Source organism: Limosilactobacillus gorillae, assembly GCF_001293735.1.
In the GTDB taxonomy this organism is placed as follows: domain Bacteria; phylum Bacillota; class Bacilli; order Lactobacillales; family Lactobacillaceae; genus Limosilactobacillus; species Limosilactobacillus gorillae.
Map to the genome: position 1 here is coordinate 23436 of NZ_BCAH01000035.1, position 20202 is coordinate 43637.

Sequence of the window (20202 nt, forward strand, 5' to 3'; positions counted from 1 at the left end):
AGGGGGAATTTTTTACAATACACGTTCTGGGTATAAGGGACGCTTCCCTTCCGCAATTCGAACAATGTCATCTAAACCCATTTCCACAATATTTTAGATAAAAAAGGGCTGTGACGCGTAAGTCACAGCCCTAAGTTAATTGTATTAGTCGATACCACTCATTAAAGCGTGGATCCGTTTAACAAAGAACATCAAAATAATTCCAAAGATAATCGAAACTAACCCGATAACAATGAAGTACGGGACTTCGGTTGCGGAAGAATAGTACTTAACAATCTGAGCATTAACCGCCTGTCCCACTGAATCAGCCATGTACCACAGACTCATCATCTGGGACTTAAAGGCCTTAGGAGCCAACTTAGTCGTTACAGAAAGTCCAATTGGTGAGTTTAGCATTTCACCGATCTCTACTAGGAACCAGGAGCCAACCAACCATAGCGGTGATACTCGGCCCGCCGTTCCAAACAGCATCCCTGGAATTGCCATCCAAACGTAGGAAAAACCGGCAAAAATAAGGGCCCAGGCAAACTTCCCTGGTGAGCTAGGTTGCTTCTTCCAGTTATCCCACAAGAAGACGAAGACCGGCGTCAACAGCATGATGAAGAGCGGGTTAAGTGTCTGAAAGTTAGCGGCGGCAAAGTGCCAGCCCCCAATATGAAGGATGGTCCGCTGCTCAGCAAAAAGAGCTAAGACAACTGAACCCGATTCTTCAATTCCCCAGAAAATAGCCGCCGCAATAAAGAGCGGAATGTAGGCCACAACCCGCTTACGTTCTAACTTAGTTACCTTATTAGAGCGGAGCATCATCACAAAGTACACAACTGGCATAGCGATAGCAACCACAGTAATTAAGTTAATGATGTTATCAATATTTAAGCCGTGCAACAGCGCCATAATCCCCAAGACAATGGCCAGGGCAATCACAATCATGGCCGCCCAAAAACTAACCGTCTTCTTTTCTCGTGGCGTTAGTGGATCATCCGGGGTAAGACTCGTTTCCGGAAGGTACTTATTACCGTCCCAAATGTATTGGACCAGGCCAAAGAACATCCCGATCGCAGCCAGGGCAAAGCCGGCATGGAAGTTTTGCTCAGCCCCAAAGAGGTGAAAACCAAAGCCATTTGCGGCCCACGGAACTGCCCATGGTGCCACAACCGCTCCCAGGTTGATTCCGAAGACAAACATTGAAAAGCCGGCATCACGGCGTCGGTCGTTTTCCTGGTACAGGTCCCCAACCATTGATGAAGATGCTGGGTTTAAAAGTCCAGATCCAATCACAATGAAGAAAATGGAACCATATAAAGCTTTTACCCCAAAGGGGAGGGAAAGGCAAATGTGGCCTAACATGATCAAGAATCCACCGATGAAGACGGTCCGCCGCGTCCCCCAAACCCGGTCGGCTAACCAGCCCCCAACGATCGTTGAAATGTAAACCAGTGACCCGTAGATGGACATAATTGAGGCGGCAGTGGCCTGGTCAATCCCCAGCCCCCCCTTAGTAACAGCGTAGTACATGTAGAATAACAGGATTGCCCGCATTCCGTAGTAGGAAAAGCGTTCCCACATAACGGTGAAGAAGAGGGTCGAAAGCCCCCGCGGTTGGCCAAAGAAGGCCGTATCCGTTTGTTGATTCATTAAAAAAATTCTCCCATCTCTTGTATAATTATCGACAATAGTATCAATTATACAACTATTGTATGGCGGGTCAAGAGAACGCCCTTAATTGGACGAAATCCCGAGGATAATCATCAACTTTTTTCTAATTTTCCCTTGCCTTTTTCTCAAATTATCGGTACACTTAATAGGCAGTTTTGATTGGGCTATAGCCAAGTGGTAAGGCAACGGTTTTTGGTACCGTCATGCGCTGGTTCGAACCCAGCTAGCCCAATGAGATGGCGGTCACCTTGAGTGGCCGCCTTTTTTGTACCAAGTAAGGAGGATTTTCGATGACACTACCTTTTCAAGCAATCGCCTTTGACATTGACGCAACCTTCGTCCGAGATGATAAAAGCTATGATCGAATTCGTTTCGAACGCCTCTTAACCGCCTTTGAGGAACGCGGGGTCAAGATGATCGTTGCATCCGGCAATCAGTACGAATGCCTAGCTAACTACTTTCCAGCTACCATGGAGCACCTCACCTTCGTTTCTGAAAATGGTGCTCATCTTGTTAGTCAAGGAAAGTCCCTGGTTGAAAAGACGGTAAACCCAGATACTGCAAGAGACGTAATTGCCTTTTTATGCCAGGATCTGAACTTAACCCCCTCCCTGTCTGGGACTAAGCACGGCTACATCTACGCCGGACTTGATAAAACAATCCTTGCACGACAAAAGTTTTACTTTCCCAATCACGTTTTAGTGACTGATTATCAAGACCTGCCAGAAGATAACTATTACCAGCTTTCTTTTCTGCTGGATGCAAAACAAATTGACCAACAACTGGCAGCTGTAAACGAACGGTTCGGATCCCTGGTCCGAATTACACCAAGCGGTAACGGATCAGTAGATATCACCGTCCCCGGGATTAACAAAGCGACCGCCCTTTCCGATCTCTTAAACAGCTGGGGACTGACAGGCGACAACCTAATCGCCTTTGGTGACGGAGGTAACGATGTGGAGATGCTAAAACTAGCTAAGTTCGGCTACGCCATGCAGAACGCCGGACCAGCTGCGATTGCCGCAGCCAACCACCGCACCCCACTCGACAATAATCACGACGGGGTACTCGACGTCCTGGAAAGTTACTTAGATAACAACTAAACACTACGCCCGCCGTTATGTTAGAATTAAAGTAACATGAAGGAGGGATTTCTATGCTTGCAACCGTTACTGGTGCCACTGGCCACCTTGGCCGGCGGATTATCAATCAGTTAAATCGTTTTTTGATGCCCAATCAAATCCGAATTGGAGCACACACCGTCACCAAAGCCCGGGGTCTCAAGGAAGCAGGCTATCAAGTGGCCCACCTTGATTACCAGATTCCCCCGACCTTAGTACCCGCCCTTGGTGATAGCGACCTGGTTATCTACGTACCATCTTTAACTTACAATCTAATTGACCGAGTCACCGAACTGGAAAACCTGCTAACTGCCATGCAAAAGGCTCACGTGTCCAACTTAGTAGCAGTCTCCTTTTTCGCCGATCAAGCTAATAATCCCTTTCGGATGGCGCCCTTTTACGCCTACTTACCCGCCCGCCTGGCTGGTAGTGGCCTCAACTACGCCATCGTTAAGAATGCTCTGTACGCCGACCCATTAGTATCATATCTACCTGAGCTGATTGAGCGCCAAAACATTATTTACCCCGTCGGCAATCAGAAACTAGCTTTTATTTCCCAGGAAAACTCGGCCGAAGCAATCGCCAAGGTGGCAATGACCCCCGCCTTGCGTGATCACGGTCAAACCTATTTATTAACCCAGAACCAAGCTTTATCCATGTCTGAATTAGCTAAGATTATGACGACGATCACCCGAAAAACCATCGGCTACCAGCCCGTCAGCCTAGCTGAATTTGCCCATATTTACCATGATGAAGGCGATGGTAACGAACTTGCCTCCATGTACCAGGCTGGGGCAATGGGCCTGCTCAGTGGCGTTAGCAATGACTTCGTCAAGATCACCGGCCACGCCCCAACTTCCATGGCGGACTTTCTAATGAATAACTACCACCCTTAACAATTGAGACGCCCCCTCTTGGAGACACTTTAAAGTGCTTTCAAGGGGGGCTCTTTGCTGATTCAACTATTTAGCCCACAGGAAGTTGATCAATATTCGATCAACCTGGGTGTTGCTATGTAGCTTGGAGTGTTGAGCCTGCTTACCGGTGAAGCGATGTTCTTGGTAAGACTTGGCCCGGTCTTTAACCAAGTATTTTAGGGTCTGGCTAGACTTATTGGTGACCCGACCATCACTACCCTTGCCAGTATCGCCATAAAGATTTAACACGGCTGCTTGTTTAGGGTAGACATTACGTAGCTTTAATAATTCCCTGTAGCTAGTGGTCATCCTGTTAGGTTGACCGGTTTGAGCGGCCACCGAAAGTCCCGCCGGCTGATCATAGCCGATGATGCCATCAAAATGCCCAGCAATCGCGACCTGTTTTTGGAGCTGAGGCAGCTGTTTGTCTTCGGCGTTGTTCACAAGGTAAAAGGTAATTGCCATGTTTCCCATCGAGTGCCCAACCAGGTTCATCTTCTTGAATCCATACTTCTTTTGTAGGGCAACAACCACGTTTCTAGCGTAGCGGGCGGCCACTTGATAATCATGGTTTCGGTTGTCGGCAAAATTGACCTCTACAATCGGATTAATGGCTCCGTTCTTAATCGTTCCAACCAGATTAACCGTCCCATTCTTCGTAACGTTGGCCCGAATGATCGTTTTGGTTACCCCAGCCTGCTTAGCAGCCTGGGCCATATGGTCTTCAGCATTGGCACTAGATCCATACCCGTGGAAAAACAAGGTCGGTGTTGTCGACTGAACATACTTATCCTGATTCTGCCGGGCATGTCCCCAGCTGCCCACCCCCAAGATAACACTAAATACGATGATGATTCCCAGTACAACTCCCCAACTTAGCGTTTGCGTTTGCTTTTTCTTCATTCCACTTTCCTCCATTTTGGTTAGGGCGTTCCCTTTTAACTATCTCCAATGGTTTTTTACATTATAGATACTGGTTCTTTTTTCGTAAAATACCTTCTTTGACCTTGCTTTAATTCAACTAATGCATAACTTTTTATCCAAAAATGAGACAATTCTAACTTACGAGGCTAAAAAAATTATGGTAATGTAATCAATTGTTGAATTAAGAAAGGGAGTTGAAATACTTATGGAAAACACACAAGCGAGAACCAGTCATGAACGTCATGCCTCACTCGCCCGGGTCCGCCACCCGAAGTTAGCGATGGTCTCCATGTTATTGGGAGCCTTCGTGGGGATGTTTTCAGAAACATCCTTAAATATCGCCCTCCCCAAACTGGGCGTTGCCTTTAATATGTCGACGGCCACTCTCCAGTGGTTAGTGACGGGTTACATGCTAATTATCGGGATCATCATGCCACTGTCTTCAATTATCTCCAAGTGGTTTACAACCCGGCAGATCATCATCTTTGCCCTGGTTGACTTTATCGTCGGTAGCGCCCTGTCTGCTATGGCGCCAAACTTCGCCCTCCTTTTAACTGGCCGGGTTATTCAAGGAATTGGGACCGGCTTGATCCTACCGCTAATGTTTGCCGTTGCCATGCAAATTTTCCCACCAGAAAAGTTAGGGGCCGTTAACGGAGTGATGGCCCTTGTGATCATGTTCGCCCCAGCAATTGGACCAACTTTGACCGGGTTGATCCTCGGATTTTCATCTTGGCGGTGGATCTTCTGGTCCTTCATCCCCGTCCTCGTAATCGCCCTGATCTTTGCTATTATGGAACTAGAAAACGTTGGCCGCATCAGCAAGCCCAAGGTCGACGTCCTATCAATTATCGAATCAATCATCGGTTTTTCTGGAATTGTTGCCGGCGCCAGCCTATCAAGTCGCTTTGGCTGGGCTAGCTGGCAAGTGATCGTTAGCCTACTAGTTGGGATTGTTGTCTTAGGGTTATACATCCGGCGTCAGCTTACTCTGGAAGTTCCAATCTTAAACCTCCGTGTCTTAAAGAATAAGGATTTCACTGTTGCCACCCTGTTGGTAATGCTTGACTTTGCCATTATCCTTTCAGCCATGTACCTGATGCCGCAATACATCCAAAATGGGGTCGGTATCGCCGTTGCCCTAACTGGGATCATTATGCTACCAGGGGGAATTATCAACGCCGCAACCTCTGCAATTGCCGGCCGGCTTTATGATAATATTGGTGCAAAGCGCCCGGCAATCATCGGCTTTATCATCGCCCTGATTGGGGCAATCATGCTGGCCACGGCCTCTGATACTGCCAGTGTTGCTTACATCATTGCTGCTCATGTAATCTTGATGATTGGGGCTCCGCTTGCCATGTCTCCTTCCCAAACCGCAGCCTTAAACTCCTTGGCTGGTCGGGAAGCTGGTGATGGGTCGACAATCTTAAATACCATACAACAAGTTATCGGTGCACTTACAACGGCCTTAGCCACCTCCTTCTTAGAGCTAGGCCGGACAACGGCGACCGGTTCGGCGGCTGCCCGCTTTACGGCAGGGGCTCACACCGGCTTTTACTTCACGATTGCCTTAATTATCATCGCCCTGATTATCTCTTCTCAGCTTAAGGGACACCAAGAAGGCCATGCAATTAAACTTGATAAAATGGGTAAATAGGTAACTAGTAACAGCTAATCGGATTAGGTATTCTTACCTGATTTTTACGCTAAAAGCACTTAGTACGCTAGTTAATAACATATCCAATAGCCTATAATCATAATAAAACCCCCATAGTTGAGCTTTTGCCCAACTATGGGGGTTTTCAGAAACGTTCAGAATTGGGAACTCCCTTTATTTTATCGCCGCCGGCGGTTAGTAACCAGCGTCCCCACGGCTGCTACTAAGGTCAATAAGATTCCCACTAGACTAACCTTAGCCCCCAAGGCCAGACCCGGGACATGGTAACGTAGGACAACCCGGTGATGACCAGCGGGTAAACGTAGCCCTAAGAAGGCCTGATTGGTCCGTAAGAGTTTAACTGGGTGCCCATCAACCATGGCGCGCCAGCCGCTGGAGTATGGAATTGATGAAGTTAAGATCCCGGTCCGCGTCGTTGTGATCGTTCCGGAAACTTGGTTAGTACTAAAGTGCAAATTATTCAAGGCGTGTTTTTGAATGGTTTTGACCTGTTGGTCGTAATCACGGCCAAGTTGTTCGGCCTCAACCGTGTACTTTAACCGGTAGACTCCCAACTTACTTAAGGTTAAACCCACACTTTTTGGCAAGTTCCCGCTAAAGTAGCCTAGGTTAAGCGTTCCATTATTAACCAACTTGAAGAAGGATAAGATTGATTGCTTAGGTTGGGTAAGTTCTTCTTGCCCCTTTGGCGAGGTTAACGTAATCGTAAAGGACTTATCTGGCGCCCCTGTTAAGACTAGTTTACGCCAATTCTGGTAGCGGGCGAACTTAGCGTTGTACGTTGCCCCTGGGTTAGTTAGCATGTACTGGTCGTGAGCCGCCTCAAGATCCAATTCTTTCTTCATGCTGAAGGGACTGAACTTGATGGAGGTAAAATCAACGTGCAATTCACTTCCCTGAGTCGCCTTCTTGACAGCCTTTTGCGTTAGATTCGGAAAGGTCAATCGGTAGGTTTCAGCCGGGTCAGTTTGTACCAGTTTCTTACTGTCCGTTGGCGTTAACCGGTTAGACATCAGAACGGCAGTAATCTTCTTTACCTGGCCGCTTAGATCGGCCGTTTTTAATCCGCGAATGGCTGATTGGTTACCAGCAACCACTACCCCGGACGCCAGGGCACGTTCTTTTTGGGTCGCCGTTAAGTTTTGATAAGTCGACTGCTTAATAGCGGTGTCCTGCCAGTACAAGAGGGGGAAGGCGTTTTTAGTTTTGTAGCGGCTGGTTTGAATGGTTGTTAAATCATCCGTCGTCTGGGCGTTGCTTGGTTGACCCTGATCGTAATTGATAATTGGATCAGACGTCTTATCTAACGTATAGCCGGCAGGAATCTTTTCGGCATTATCACCATTCGACTGTACAAAGAGGTACTTAACACCGAAGAAGTTATTTAAGACCGTCCGGTCATCAAGTTGGTTGAGCGGAATATTAGATTGATACTGAACGTTGCCTAAAGAACGCGAAAACGCCCCAAGATACTTGTTTTGAAGCGAGTAATAGGACTTAACAGCGTTTAGGCCACTAGTTAAATCATTATACATCTTCAGTGAGTCAATAATGTCGTTATTAGAAATCGTGTTAACCCGATAAAAGGACTTCTTAGTAAGGTTTTGATCTAAGTTCCCGTAGCGCTGGCTGGTAATCGCCTGGTATTGGCCACGAGTCAGCATATCGTTTGCAAACCCGCCGTTATAAGGAAGTGCCGCGTAAAGGGCATTGAAGCAGACATTTAATAAGATAACGCCAAAGAGCCACCGCTCAGCTACTTCCTGAGGTTTCCCAATTGCCCACGAAATAGTCATCAGAGAAATCAGCAGGAAAATAACCGGAACAAAGAGGTTATCATCGTTTTTAAAAAAGTAGGTTGCCACTAAGACGATCAGGTAGATCCCAGTGGCGATCATCAGTGTGCGAAAGGTGTGGGGACTCAGGGTTGGAACATTTTGGAGTAAAAGGCAGACCGTCATTGCTAGCGGGAGGTAGATCAAAAGCGTCCATCGGTTGGAGGCTGACATCATCCCGTTGAAAAAGGCCCCACAGGCCGGGATCAAAAGCATGATCAAGGCCAAACCAAGGCTAATTGCTAAGAGCGGGTATTTTCGAGGGCGCGTGTACAGGTAGACAATCGCCAAGAAGGTAATCGCTGCCAACCCTAGCGCCGACCAGAACATGAAGGTCGTATCGTCCCCATTGATTAATTGCTTGGGTAAAAAAAGGTAATAATATAGTGGGTAGGTCTTTAAACCGTTTGCAAATTCAGCTCCAGCCCGGGTTGAGTTTTGAACCGCTAGTAGTTCCGGAATTAATAGAATTGCCGAGACAAGCAAGGAGGACACAGTGGCAAAACCTAATTTTAGCAAGGTCTTACCATACGCCAGGCTAGTTCGGTAACGCGTTACGACCCGTAAGATGAGGTAGATAATTGTCCCCACCCCAACCACAAAGGCTAGGTAGTAATTGGCAATTAACATCCAGACAAAGGCCCCTGTTAAGGGCCAAGCGCTCCCCCCTTTTAAGACCCGTTCCAACTGAACGATTAGAATTGGAAATAGCATAAAGGTGGTTGTGAACATTGGTTGGGCAACGGCGGCGTACAAAAGGTAGGAGTTCACCATGTAAACGGCGGTCCCACCCAGGATAACTCGGTCCGAGAAGGAAAAGTGTTGGGCAAAATAGACAAAGGCTAATCCAACACAATACATCCGAATAACGATGATGATCTGGTAGGCCAGGGAAACCTTAGCTGCCGGAAATAGTAGGGCCAAGTAGGCAAAAACATCCCCGATCGTGTAGTAAGAATAAACTTGGAAGGTATCTGTCCCCACCCCCATTTGCCAGGACCAGAACTGGTGACTTGAAAATGGATGGTGCAGCCATTGAATAACCAGCTCCCGATACTTAGCCATCAACGGGAGGTGCTGATTTAAAGCGTCTGTGTTCCAAATTAGGGTGTGGCCGGTAACGGCATCCCCCCCAAACATCGCCAGAGCAAGCACTAAAAAGAGCAAGGTATATTTAAAATACAGGGCTCGCAGCGGCCGGCGGTAAAAATTGAAATCCATGATAATACCTACTTTAAAAAATTTATAACCCCTTCATTTTACCGCATCCGCGCCGCCAGCTGGTAAATCTTCTATAAAAATTAGATAAGTAAAGTGAGGGTGCCAAAACGTCATGCATCAATTTAGGTTTATTATACCGCGTCAACGATTATTCAATTTACCAGTGATCATAAAAAGGATTAAAATATAAACATCTAAATGCCCCGGTATTTCCCGGGAAATGGAAGGAACTGCCATGCAACAAGGAAAGAAAAATCTCGCCCTAATGGGTCTAATCACGCTGGGAATCGTTTACGGTGACATTGGAACATCACCTCTCTACGTTATGACTGCCTTGATCAATGATGCTGGCGGCCTCGATAAGCTCAGCGAGGATTACGTCATTGGTTGCCTATCATTAGTCTTTTGGACCCTAATGTTAATGACCACGATTAAGTATGTCCTCGTCGCCCTGCACGCTGATAATCATGGTGAAGGGGGAATTTTCGCCCTCTACGCCCTGGTCCGCAAGCGACGTCGGTGGCTAATCTACCCCGCTCTCTTGGGTGGGGCAGCCTTGCTAGCCGACGGGACGCTGACTCCGGCCGTGACAGTGACTACTGCTATCGAAGGCCTCAAAGGAGTTGCCATTGGTCCAACCACGCCGATCCAGACCCAGACAACCGTTATCTGGGTTACTTTCGCCATTTTATTGGCCCTCTTCTTGATTCAACGCTTCGGAACCGCCCTAATTGGAAAGGGCTTTGGTCCCCTGATGCTAATCTGGTTTAGTTTTCTAGGTGTCTTTGGGCTTATTAACCTAGTTAAAGAACCACTGGTCCTCCGGGCGCTTTCACCCCACTATGGCTTAATGCTCCTGTTCTCTCCAGAAAACAAAGTTGGTATCTTCATCCTTGGATCAGTCTTTTTGGCAACAACAGGGGCTGAGGCCTTGTACTCTGACATGGGCCACGTTGGGCGCCAAGCAATCTATTTAACCTGGCCCTTTGTCTTCTCAACCCTAACGCTCAACTACTTCGGTCAGGGCGCTTACTTAATCCACAACTTAGGTCACCTGACGGGAACTGGAACAACCTTCAACCCCTTTTATGAAATGCTTCCATCCTGGGCCTACTTGTTCGGGGTCGTAATTGCCACCATCGCAGCCATCATTGCCTCTCAGGCTTTGATCACCGGCTCCTTTACCCTGGTTGAAGAGGCAATTGGGTTAAAACTATTACCAAAGATGGCGATTAACCACCCGACCCTTTCCCGTGGCCAGATTTACATTCGGACCATCAACTGGCTTTTATGCGCCTGCACCACCCTGGTCCTATTTTACTTTCGGACCTCTGAACACATGGAGGCTGCCTATGGCTTGGCCATCACCATCACAATGCTAATGACCACCCTCCTGTTATACCAGTATTTGGTTAGCCACCGTTCTCACTGGCTAGCTCTCTCTTTCGCCAGCCTGTATGCGATCATTGAAGTTATCTTCTTGATCTCTTCGTTGACCAAGTTCGACCACGGTGGGTATGTCACCCTATTCATCACCTTAGTGATTGTTGCCCTGATGGTTGCCTGGTACTTTGGTAACAAACTTCGTGACTTCCTGGATGGCGAAACCGCTTGGACCTCTTTACAAGATTACAAGGACATCCTTCAAGAATTAACCAACGATGAATCCATTCCGCTTTACATCTCTAACCTTGTCATGCTCACCAAAGTGAAGAAACACAGCGCCATCAAGCGCGAGGTCTTATATTCAATTCTAGATAAGACCCCTAAACGGGCCAAAGTGTACTGGTTTGTTACGGTTAACACCACCGGCGAACCTTACACAAACTACTACACCGTGGATATGATGGGGACCCGTAACATCGTCAATCTCCAGTTATACCTTGGCTTTAAGATGAGCCATCAGGTCTCTTTATACCTGCGGCAAGTGGTCAATGACTTGATACGTGAAGGAATCATTGATCCCCAGCCCCAAAAGTACACTACCACCCCTGGCCGACAAGTCGGTGATTTTCGCTTCGTAATCATCCAGGATCAACTCTCCGCCAACATTCAACTGCGTGGCTGGCAACATCTCCTAATTGGGGCACGAATTTTCATCCAAAATCACTCTACCACTCCAGTTCAGTGGTTCGGACTTGAATTTTCCCAAGTAACCGTCGAGAAGGTACCAATCCTCTTAAACCGGCGTTCTGCCCCGATGGTCAATCAGCGGGCTGTCTACCACCGCACCCCTACTACTCCCAAAGATCAAAAAGAATTCTAACATTTAAACACCAACCGCCCTATAAGGAACCTTGCCCTTACTATCTACAAAAAGACCCTTAGCAGATTCGGTCAGAAACCGGCTGTTAAGGGCCTTTTCAGTTAGCTGTTGCGTGCCAGTACTGGTGAATCATCGCTAGTTCGCCAACTGACTGTGTTTGAAGATTAAATTGACTAAGAGTTTGCTGAAGTAACCGAATTTGATCATCACCTTGCCAATGATTTTTCAACTTGGCTTGATGATTATAAATCTGTTGACAAGCCCTTTCCTGGGCCCTAACGGACTTGAATGGATCCATTTCCAGTATCCACTCCGGATGACTTTCTACCTGTTCTATCCACCAACTCACTCCCCGCCAGTAAGTAAGCTGCGACTTAGGTACCCGCTTATCATTTTTCATCTTAACCAAAAGTGGTTCCCAATTCGCCGCTACCGTCAAAAGGAAGTTTTCATTTACAAACAGGCCATCAAGGTGATTTTGTTTGATCACTGCTTGAAGTCGGTCACCTAAGCCCAAAACTCGTTTTAAAGTCATGGGAGTCATTAATCTTCCCCAGCCCCGTGGCTAAAGAAGCGTACGGCCTCAACAGCCCGTTGCCAACCGGCATAGTGTGCAGCTGCCACTGCTGGTTTCATTACCGGATCAAAACGGTCACCCATTTTAGCTAGCTGACAAAGCTCATCCTGGTCCTCCCAGAAATTTACCGCTAGACCCGCTAAAAAGGCGGCTCCCAGCGCCGTGGTCTCTTTGATCTGCGCCCGAACAATCGGGGTTTGAAGAAGGTCTGCTTGAAACTGCATCATAAAGTTATTTTTCGAAGCTCCCCCGTCCACAGCGAGGGTCGTTAAGGCCAGACCAGTATCTTTAACCATCGTATCGACAACATCCTTAGTCTGGTAAGCAATTGCTTCTAAAGCCGCCCGTACAATATTTTCTCGCTTGCTTCCCCGGGTCAGGCCAAACATTGCTCCACGAACCTCTTGGTCCCAGTAAGGTGCCCCAAGGCCCGTGAAAGACGGAACTACGTAGACCCCACCCGTTGTCTTGGCATCGATGGCCATCTGTTCCGACTCGTTTGCCGATTTAAAGAGCTGTAAGCCGTCCCTTAGCCACTGAACGACTGACCCAGCCACAAAAATTGATCCTTCCAAGGCGTAATTGACTTGATCACCGATCCCGTAGGCAATTGTCGTCAGGAGGCCATTCTGGGAAAGAATTGGGGTGGCCCCAGTATTCATTACTGTAAAGGCCCCCGTCCCATAGGTATTCTTGACGTTCCCCTTTTCAAAAGCTCCCTGACCAACTAGGGCTGCCTGCTGGTCACCGGCTATTCCAGCCACAGGTACTTGCACCCCAAAGAAGTGATAATCAGCCGTATATCCATAAACGTACGAGGAGGGCTTAACCTCCGGGAGCATCTGGCGGGGAATTTCTAACAGGTCCAAGATATCTTGATCCCAATCCAAGGTATTAATGTTAAAGAGCATGGTTCGGCTGGCATTAGTAACGTCAGTGGCATGAACCCGCCCACTGGTTAGGTTCCACAACAGCCAGGTATCAAGTGTCCCAAAAAGGAGGTCGCCATTTTGAGCCCGCTTTCTTGCCCCCGGCACGTTATCTAGGAGCCACTTAATCTTGGTGGCCGAGAAGTAGGAGTCAATCACCAACCCTGTTTTTTGATGGATCATATCGGTGTAACCATCTTCAATCAGCTGTTCCGCGATTGGGGCGGTTTGTTTTGATTGCCATACAACTGCGTGGGCAATTGGCTTACCAGTATGGCGATCCCAAATGACCGTCGTTTCCCGCTGGTTAGTAATTCCAATCGCCGCAATCCGGTAGGGTTTCACCTGAGCCTTAATGACCACTTCTGAAATGACTGACTGAACACTATCCCATATTTCCTCAGCGTCGTGCTCTACCCACCCGGGCTGGGGAAAGTACTGGGTGAATTCCTTTTGGGCAATTGCCACCTCATTTCCCTCGTGATCAAAAATGATTGCCCGTGCTGAAGTCGTCCCCTCATCGACTGCCATCACGTATTGCTGTTCGTTCACGCTCGCTCATCCTTTCTTAATTGAAAGTAAAAGGGGGGCCGTTAAAACGGCTCCCCCGGTTGATTACTTATCGCTAGCCATCCTGCCGGCAACGCTGTAACGGTCTGGACGCATTTCGTTTAAAACGATGTGCACCCGTTCTTCCGGTACGTTGGCGTTCTTTGCAATCGCCGCCGTCACGTCCTTAACCAACCCTTTGAGCTGTTCTTCGTTCCGGCCCTCAATCAAATCGATGTGTACTAATGGCATACTCGATTCCTCCTTCATTAATTATTTTGATTTTAACACACCCGAACCTAGCCGGGCAATTGACCTTAATTAGCTCGTGAAAATTCTTCCCGTAACCGATTAACCACGGCCGATTCCTTGGCCGTAAAGATAATCCGATCTCCGTACTCGATCACCGTTGTCCCGTGCGGAGTTAACCATGCCCCATTGCGTCGGATCCGGCTGATCGTAATTTGATCAATCATCGGTATGTCCATTAATTGAATTCCACTGTAACGGTGGTTTTGAAGTTTAACTTCAAATAGCCCCGCTTCCGTGCTTGTTAGCATATGCATTATTGATGGTGACTCAATTAAGGCTCGTAGGACTGATGATTCAACATTATAGGTGTTGAAAACCTCAATCCCCTGCTGCTCAAGTTCCTGTTTAGCTTCGTTAGCAACTTGCAAGGAGCTTTGGTTGACGATCACACGTTCAACCCCTGCTTCTTTCGCCCCAATTGCGAGGTGGCGATTTCGTTCGTCATGCCGCTGGCCAATCACCAAGATGTCAGTTTTTAAAAAGCCTCCTTGACGAAGGGTATCTAGGTCAATCTTTTCCAGGAAGTAAATATCTTTTAATTCGGAGTTGTATGTGTGGTAGTTTTCTTGGCTATCGGTAACCACCCGAACATCGTTCCAATCCTTCGTTAGCTGTTGGGCAATTGGCACTGTCATTACGTTAGCCCCAATGATAACCACCCGTTGCTTAATCTGATCTTCCTTTGCCAGTCGGAAGGTACTGTTAAAGACCACCGGAGCAATGATACAAACGATCACTGCTGCCAAAACAAAGGCATCCGACTGGGTTTGGCTAATCGCTTTTAAGTTTCTAGCCACTTCTAGGGAAGGCAGAACCAATGTAATGGTGGTAACGGTCAAGAAGGTTCCCGCAAACGAATTCCGGCCATCAAAACTTTGCCGGTAAACCATAAAAGTCCCTAATTTGGCTACCACTAGGCCTAATACAAGAATTGGGATCAACATCAAAGCGTGCGGATTAACCAGTAATTCACGCAGACTCAACTTAGCTCCAGTCATAATAAAGAAGACCGGAATAAAGAAACCATAACCGATCGAAGTTAGCTTATCCTGGGTCGATTCATGCGGTTCTAGCAATTTCATGACCATCCCAGCTAAAAAGGCCCCTAAAATATTTTCGGCCCCTACCGACTCGGCAACTAAGACCAGTGTAAAGATCAAAAAGACCGCTAAGCGGATATCCAGCTGGGTCGTGTCCTTAGTGATCCGTTTGAACCAACCAAAGTAACGGTGAAACCGATGTAACAGTATTACTGCCACAACCAGCGGAATTACGATCAACCAAATTCGGGCTACATCACCACCCATAACTGAGGCATAGACGGATAAAAGAACCATGGGAATGATCTCACCAAGCACCGCCGTTAAAAGAATCGTTTGACCAATCGGCTTGCTTAAAATCTCCTTTTCCTTGAGCGTAGCGATTACCACTCCCAGGGCGGTCGTGGTGAAGATGATGGTTGCCAAGAAGATATCGTTAAAAAGTCCCAGCTTTGCTAATCCCCACGCTAGGACTAGTGATACCACGAGACTGAGTACAAAGGCCTCCACTGCAAGCTTAACTGGTGACATCGTTTTCTCTGCTTGCTTGCCACTCTGAGGGCGAAAGAGCGAAAAATCAATCTCCATCCCGGACAAGAACATCAGGATAATCACCCCAACAGAGGAGAGGAGGTTTAAATTTGTCGTAGGACTAACTAACCGGAGCCCGCTTTGGCCTAAGATTATTCCTACTATAATTTCGGCGACTGCTGTTGGAACACCAGTGATTTTAAAACGGGCCATTATAATTGGAATAACAAGTGCCGCCAGGATCACAATAAACATTGACAGTGACTGACTCGCCGCCATTCCGGTTGCCAATATCATAACTTTCTTTTTCTCCTTCTCTATTTACCAAATTCATTATAAATCAAACCGGGCGCTCAAAAGGAGGAGATGACCAGGCACTCCAGCCATCCCCTTTAAATATTTTCCCGGTTATTACTTTACTTACTACAAGTTTTCGTCGGTCTTGAAGTTTAACGGGCTGTAATCCGTCATCTTTGTCAGCAACCTCAATGATAGATCCCGGTAAGCATTTAAGGCGTCCGTTGCAAAATTCATGCTCTGGAGGGTCAAATAAGCAACCCGCTCCGTTTGCGTCTTTAAATCCTTTAAATGGGCATCCGCTTGGGCGACCATCTTTAAGGCGTTCACGTTTAGCTCCTTTTGAACCTCTTCTAAGTCGGGCAAGAAATCGTGATAATGACTATCGACCAGAACCCCTGCCTCCTTGAAAATCCAATAAGCAGCATTCCGCTGAGCAGGTAATTTTCCACGTCTATAGGCGGTTGGTACATCATCAATTCCGGCAAAGAATGGTACGTAGACACTTTGGGCCGTAACCCCCATCGCAATCCATTGAATGTTGGCCCCCGCACGATTCATCTGTAAAAGATGCGACTCCTGGGTCTTGGCCAGGGATACTGGCCGGTATCGGTGTTTTTCCTCATCACTACCCCGCCCAACTGGATCGAACGGCGTTCCCTGGTAGTGTGACCCCAAGTAGCGTTGGGCATCCAAGATGCTTAACTTACGATCCGGTCTGATGATAAAAGGCAGATTCTGATCTTCGGGATGTTCATCTTGGGCCTGAGTTTTTGAAAACATCTGGTGTCCATACCAAACCCGGGGCGTGGAGTAAATCGCATCGGAGCGATCACGAGTCCCAAAAATCTCACGGAAGTTGAAACCTGAATCGTGTGGGTTTAAGTGATTGGTTGCTACAAAATCCTGAATTCCCGGGTGAAACATGAAGTTATCCGGATCATCAAAGTCAACCTCTTGAATTGCCAACTGGTTACCGACAACGGCGTAGGCATCGTCAGGAATCCGTTGTGCCACCCAATAGTGTCCGCCACCCGTTTCAAAGTACCAGGCCTCATCGTTATCAGCAAACAGGACCCCATTGGTTTCGCCGGTTCCGTGTTCGGCGATCAATTGACCAAGGCGCGTCACACCTTCCCGTGCGGTTTTGACGTAAGGGAGTACCACCGTTACCATGGCTTCTTCATTTAAACCATTCTTCACCAGGGGATCGTAACCTAAGACCAATTCGTTAGTATAGGCACTTTCTGTCGCCGACATTGCAACATCAAATTCGTTAATCCCATTTTCTTCAAATAGGCCATCCTTGTCGTTCCACTCTGGAGTAGCCATGTACTGGGCACTATGAGTGGGTAGTTGAAGGGTTAGCTTAGTTTCCTTAGAGATAAATAGGTGATCCATACTGTCACGGGGGTGAATTTCAATTCGCTTTGGCCAAGCCGCCTTGGCATCTTCGTTCCGCCCTATGATGATCGATCCATCAATTGTGGCCCCCTTCCCGACTAAAATACTGGTACAAGCGGAAAGTTTCTTCATCATCACATCATCCTTCTTTTATGATTAATTGTTACTTGATTGGACCTTACGATTATTCTGGTTTCCCCTTTGATTGTTGTCCTGATTTAGGAGGTATGCCCTAATCAGACTGACAATCTGCTGATTTTGGGGTAGGTCAGAGTGCTGGGCGTCGGTTCCCGTTACAGTCATCATCGTGAAGTGTTTGACCACTTTTTGGTAGATGTACTTACCAGCCTCCACGCTCCCCTCTGGAACCAGCCCGTCAGAATTATAGGTTTTTGTCCCCATCACGGATAGGACCGTCAAATAATTAGGAATTTTATCCCGTCCTGCAATTAGGTCACTGAGCATTTGAGTCTTATTAGTGGCTGACTTTTCCGAGAAGTTATAAGGGGTCCCCAACGTCATTAAGGTTTTAATTCTCACCCCGTTATCTTGGTTGAAATACTTTTCCAGCCATAGTGTCCAAATAAGTCCCCCGTTAGAATGCCCAAAGGCCTTAAAATTATTAAACTTATAAGTCTCAACCAGTTGTTCAAAGGCTACATTAAACATTTTAGCCTGTTTTTTGATGTTTGAGTAGCCGTCATGGTTATTTTCAAAGGCAACTACGATAATTGGTTCCATATCTCCCCGGCGAATTTTCCCCGTGTAGCTGACCTTACCGGAGTTATAAACCTCAACCTTAAGCAAGGAGTGTTTTTTAGCACTTTCTTGATTTAAGAGCTTAACTAAGGTGTCAAAACGGTTCTTCGTCGCTGAAGATCCCGGGATCATAATGACTGGTGATAACCGGGAATTGTACTGAGCAGCCTGTTCTTTAGTACTACTTTTAACCCAATTTGACGTGGGAATCAACAGGACCACCAAGATGAACAATCCCACCAAGAGCACCCATAGGCTCCGCCGTTGCTGGCGATTAGTCAATTTAAACATTATCGGTCTGTTCCCCCTTTGCATCTAAACTGTGAATTCGCTCCTCGACAGCTAGAGAGAGTCGGACAAAGGGCAAAAAGGCCCAGACATCAAAAGCTAAAAGGGCCAATGTAAACAAAAGGGTCACCACGCTCCCGTTAGTCCCTACAAAAGCAACTAGCGGGCCCGGCGTCCCATCTGGAATCCAATAAACCGGAGTTGGAATTAAGTGGATAAAGATCGCAAAGGCCGCAATCAACAGATTAATTAGGGGTAAAAAAACCGCTGGCAAGAGATAGAGCGGATTTAAGATGACTGGCAATCCAATCATCAAGCCCGTGTTCCCGTTAAATAGGACTGGCAAGAAGTTTACCCGTACCATCCGTTGCTTATTATTGCTCCTCGCCACAATCGCTAATGCCAACAAAAGAGCAAGGGCGATCCCGGTTCCACCAAAATTAGCGAATGAATTATACAGTGATGAGCCTAGGTAGGGATACGGAACCCCATAGGCCGTGTGATGAGCAAAAGCGTAGTTAAGGTTAGCAGTTGCCGCCGTACTGTCCATTCCTGGCTGAAAATTATACGAACCAACAATCCCTAACCATTCTAATAGGGTCGTAAAGCAAACCACCACCATCTTGAGCCAAAAAGGTGTCTCCCCAGAGCTAAGGCTTTGTAAGATAGCCGCTGCTTGAGTGTAGGATGAATAGTATGAAATAAGGTTTAAGATGATATTTAAAGTGAGCGCCGTCATTAAGATCACTAGAATTGGACGTACACAGACTGCCACTCGATTTTCCACGTCAACCGTATGACGGGACCGTCCGGGTTTTAGTGCCTCTTTTTTTACTAACCAACGAAAGGTTTGACCAATTAGGTACCCCACAATTAGGCCTCCCAACAGCGACCCATAGTTCATCATATTTTGATCAAAACTCACCCCTCGCTGAGAGTAGCGAACCGATAATAAGAGGCTGGTGACCAACCCGGTGATCCCTGGGATTTGATCGTCTATTTGATATAGCTGAGCCGTATAACGGGCAGCCCCGTAGGATGCGTATACGGTCAGCATCCCAATTGTGACCTGTGATAAGGCTAGGAGAGCATTTTGTGCCACTACCATCACCACTTTGGGCATCCAATCACCAACAGAAAAAACATTATACAGATAACCATTATCGGAAAAGAGAACGGTAGATAATACTTGGGCAATCACTCCCACCAAAGCAAGCGGGAAAATAAGGGCTAGCGTTCGTCGCACAACTCGAATAAAGGAAAATTGGCGATAACGAACCGTTTTTGAAACAACGGTATCAATCATATTTGATCCTCCATAGCAGACTCATTCATCCAATTATACCACTGCCAGAACGCAATAAGAGGGGGCGTGACAAAACTGCCACGCCCCCTCTTACTTACCAGCTAGCCTTCTTAACGCCCGGCAACTGCCCTTTGTGAGCTAACTCGCGGAAGGTCAATCGCGACATGCCGAACTTACGCATGTATGCATGCGGACGCCCATCGTACTGGTCCCGATTATGCAGGCGAACCGGGCTAGAATTTGGCGGGAGCTTAGACAAACCAATGTAATCCCCTGCTTCCTTTAATGCTTGCCGCTTAGCCGCATACTTAGCGACCATTGCTTGTTGGTGTTGTAACTTTGCAATTTTTGATTTTTTAGCCATTCATTTCCTCCTTAGCTAGAGTTCTTTTGTACACTTACTTTTCCATTTACGAGTCTATTCAAATAGTAATTATTACTGTTTACCTGGGAAAATGCAAGTTTTTCCCCTCGCATTAATCTTTTCTTATTGAACTACCCTCACCCTAGCTAAGCCGCTTTTACTTGGGATATTGGCAATTAGTCTGATACTGTCAAACATTGCTTTTATGGTCAACTACGCACCGAA

The 20202-nt window shown here is 47.1% G+C and carries 15 protein-coding genes and 1 tRNA gene; 5 read left to right on the forward strand and 11 right to left on the reverse strand.

Annotation, left to right across the window (positions count from 1 at the left end; translation table 11 throughout):
* Window positions 1-144: 144 nt before the first annotated feature.
* Complete coding sequence (locus tag AOQ57_RS06635; RefSeq protein WP_093626414.1) at window positions 145-1635, reverse strand: peptide MFS transporter; 1491 nt, start codon at window positions 1633-1635, stop codon at window positions 145-147.
* A 181-nt stretch (window positions 1636-1816) separates the two neighbouring features.
* On the opposite strand from AOQ57_RS06635, the gene AOQ57_RS06640 reads away from it, so the two are divergent.
* The 3 genes from AOQ57_RS06640 (at window position 1817) to AOQ57_RS06650 (ending at window position 3673) form a co-directional block, all read left to right on the forward strand.
* Window positions 1817-1888: transfer RNA gene (locus AOQ57_RS06640), tRNA-Gln, on the forward strand.
* A 58-nt stretch (window positions 1889-1946) separates the two neighbouring features.
* Window positions 1947-2759: a Cof-type HAD-IIB family hydrolase gene (locus AOQ57_RS06645; RefSeq protein ID WP_093626415.1), complete on the forward strand. Its 813-nt coding sequence runs from the start codon at window positions 1947-1949 to the stop codon at window positions 2757-2759.
* Window positions 2760-2812: 53 nt separating this feature from the next.
* Window positions 2813-3673 carry an NmrA family NAD(P)-binding protein gene (locus AOQ57_RS06650; protein ID WP_093626417.1) on the forward strand — a complete coding sequence of 287 codons (861 nt, stop codon included), beginning with the start codon at window positions 2813-2815 and terminating at the stop codon, window positions 3671-3673.
* 66 nt (window positions 3674-3739) lie between these two features.
* On the opposite strand, the gene AOQ57_RS06655 is transcribed toward AOQ57_RS06650, so the two are convergent.
* Window positions 3740-4597: an alpha/beta hydrolase gene (locus AOQ57_RS06655; RefSeq protein ID WP_093626419.1), complete on the reverse strand. Its 858-nt coding sequence runs from the start codon at window positions 4595-4597 to the stop codon at window positions 3740-3742.
* 301 nt (window positions 4598-4898) lie between these two features.
* Here AOQ57_RS06655 and AOQ57_RS06660 point away from each other — a divergent pair, with 301 nt between their 5' ends.
* A complete protein-coding gene (locus AOQ57_RS06660; protein ID WP_093626443.1) occupies window positions 4899-6278 on the forward strand; it encodes a DHA2 family efflux MFS transporter permease subunit in 1380 nt (459 codons plus the stop codon).
* Between the two features lie 179 nt (window positions 6279-6457).
* Here the strand turns inward: AOQ57_RS06660 and AOQ57_RS06665 are convergent, their stop codons facing one another.
* Window positions 6458-9355 (reverse strand): YfhO family protein, encoded by a 2898-nt coding sequence (locus AOQ57_RS06665; RefSeq protein ID WP_093626421.1) that lies wholly within the window; start codon window positions 9353-9355, stop codon window positions 6458-6460.
* Between the two features lie 235 nt (window positions 9356-9590).
* On the opposite strand from AOQ57_RS06665, the gene AOQ57_RS06670 reads away from it, so the two are divergent.
* Window positions 9591-11621 carry a KUP/HAK/KT family potassium transporter gene (locus AOQ57_RS06670; RefSeq protein WP_093626423.1) on the forward strand — a complete coding sequence of 677 codons (2031 nt, stop codon included), beginning with the start codon at window positions 9591-9593 and terminating at the stop codon, window positions 11619-11621.
* Window positions 11622-11718: 97 nt separating this feature from the next.
* Here the strand turns inward: AOQ57_RS06670 and AOQ57_RS06675 are convergent, their stop codons facing one another.
* The 8 genes from AOQ57_RS06675 to rpsN all read right to left on the reverse strand — a co-directional run bounded on the left by AOQ57_RS06675 (window position 11719) and on the right by rpsN (window position 19977).
* Window positions 11719-12156, reverse strand: coding sequence for a hypothetical protein (locus tag AOQ57_RS06675; RefSeq protein ID WP_235789025.1), 438 nt, complete (start codon window positions 12154-12156; stop codon window positions 11719-11721).
* 8 nt (window positions 12157-12164) lie between these two features.
* Window positions 12165-13679 (reverse strand): glycerol kinase GlpK, encoded by a 1515-nt coding sequence (glpK, locus tag AOQ57_RS06680; RefSeq protein WP_093626427.1) that lies wholly within the window; start codon window positions 13677-13679, stop codon window positions 12165-12167.
* 63 nt (window positions 13680-13742) lie between these two features.
* The gene (gene thmT, locus AOQ57_RS06685; protein WP_093626429.1) at window positions 13743-13928 is read right to left on the reverse strand and encodes a 2-hydroxymuconate tautomerase; all 186 of its coding nucleotides are present in this window, start codon (window positions 13926-13928) and stop codon (window positions 13743-13745) included.
* Between the two features lie 65 nt (window positions 13929-13993).
* A complete protein-coding gene (locus AOQ57_RS06690) occupies window positions 13994-15856 on the reverse strand; it encodes a monovalent cation:proton antiporter family protein (protein WP_093626431.1) in 1863 nt (620 codons plus the stop codon).
* A gap of 126 nt (window positions 15857-15982) precedes the next feature.
* Window positions 15983-17395 (reverse strand): C69 family dipeptidase, encoded by a 1413-nt coding sequence (locus AOQ57_RS06695; protein ID WP_093626433.1) that lies wholly within the window; start codon window positions 17393-17395, stop codon window positions 15983-15985.
* Between the two features lie 21 nt (window positions 17396-17416).
* The gene (locus tag AOQ57_RS06700; RefSeq protein WP_093626435.1) at window positions 17417-18310 is read right to left on the reverse strand and encodes an alpha/beta hydrolase; all 894 of its coding nucleotides are present in this window, start codon (window positions 18308-18310) and stop codon (window positions 17417-17419) included.
* Entirely contained in the window at window positions 18303-19613 is a 1311-nt protein-coding gene (locus tag AOQ57_RS06705) for a PTS transporter subunit EIIC (protein WP_093626437.1), read from the reverse strand. Before AOQ57_RS06705 ends, AOQ57_RS06700 begins: the two co-directional genes overlap by 8 nt.
* Before the next feature lie 94 nt (window positions 19614-19707).
* A complete protein-coding gene (rpsN, locus tag AOQ57_RS06710; RefSeq protein WP_093626439.1) occupies window positions 19708-19977 on the reverse strand; it encodes a 30S ribosomal protein S14 in 270 nt (89 codons plus the stop codon).
* Between the last annotated feature and the right edge of the window lie 225 nt (window positions 19978-20202).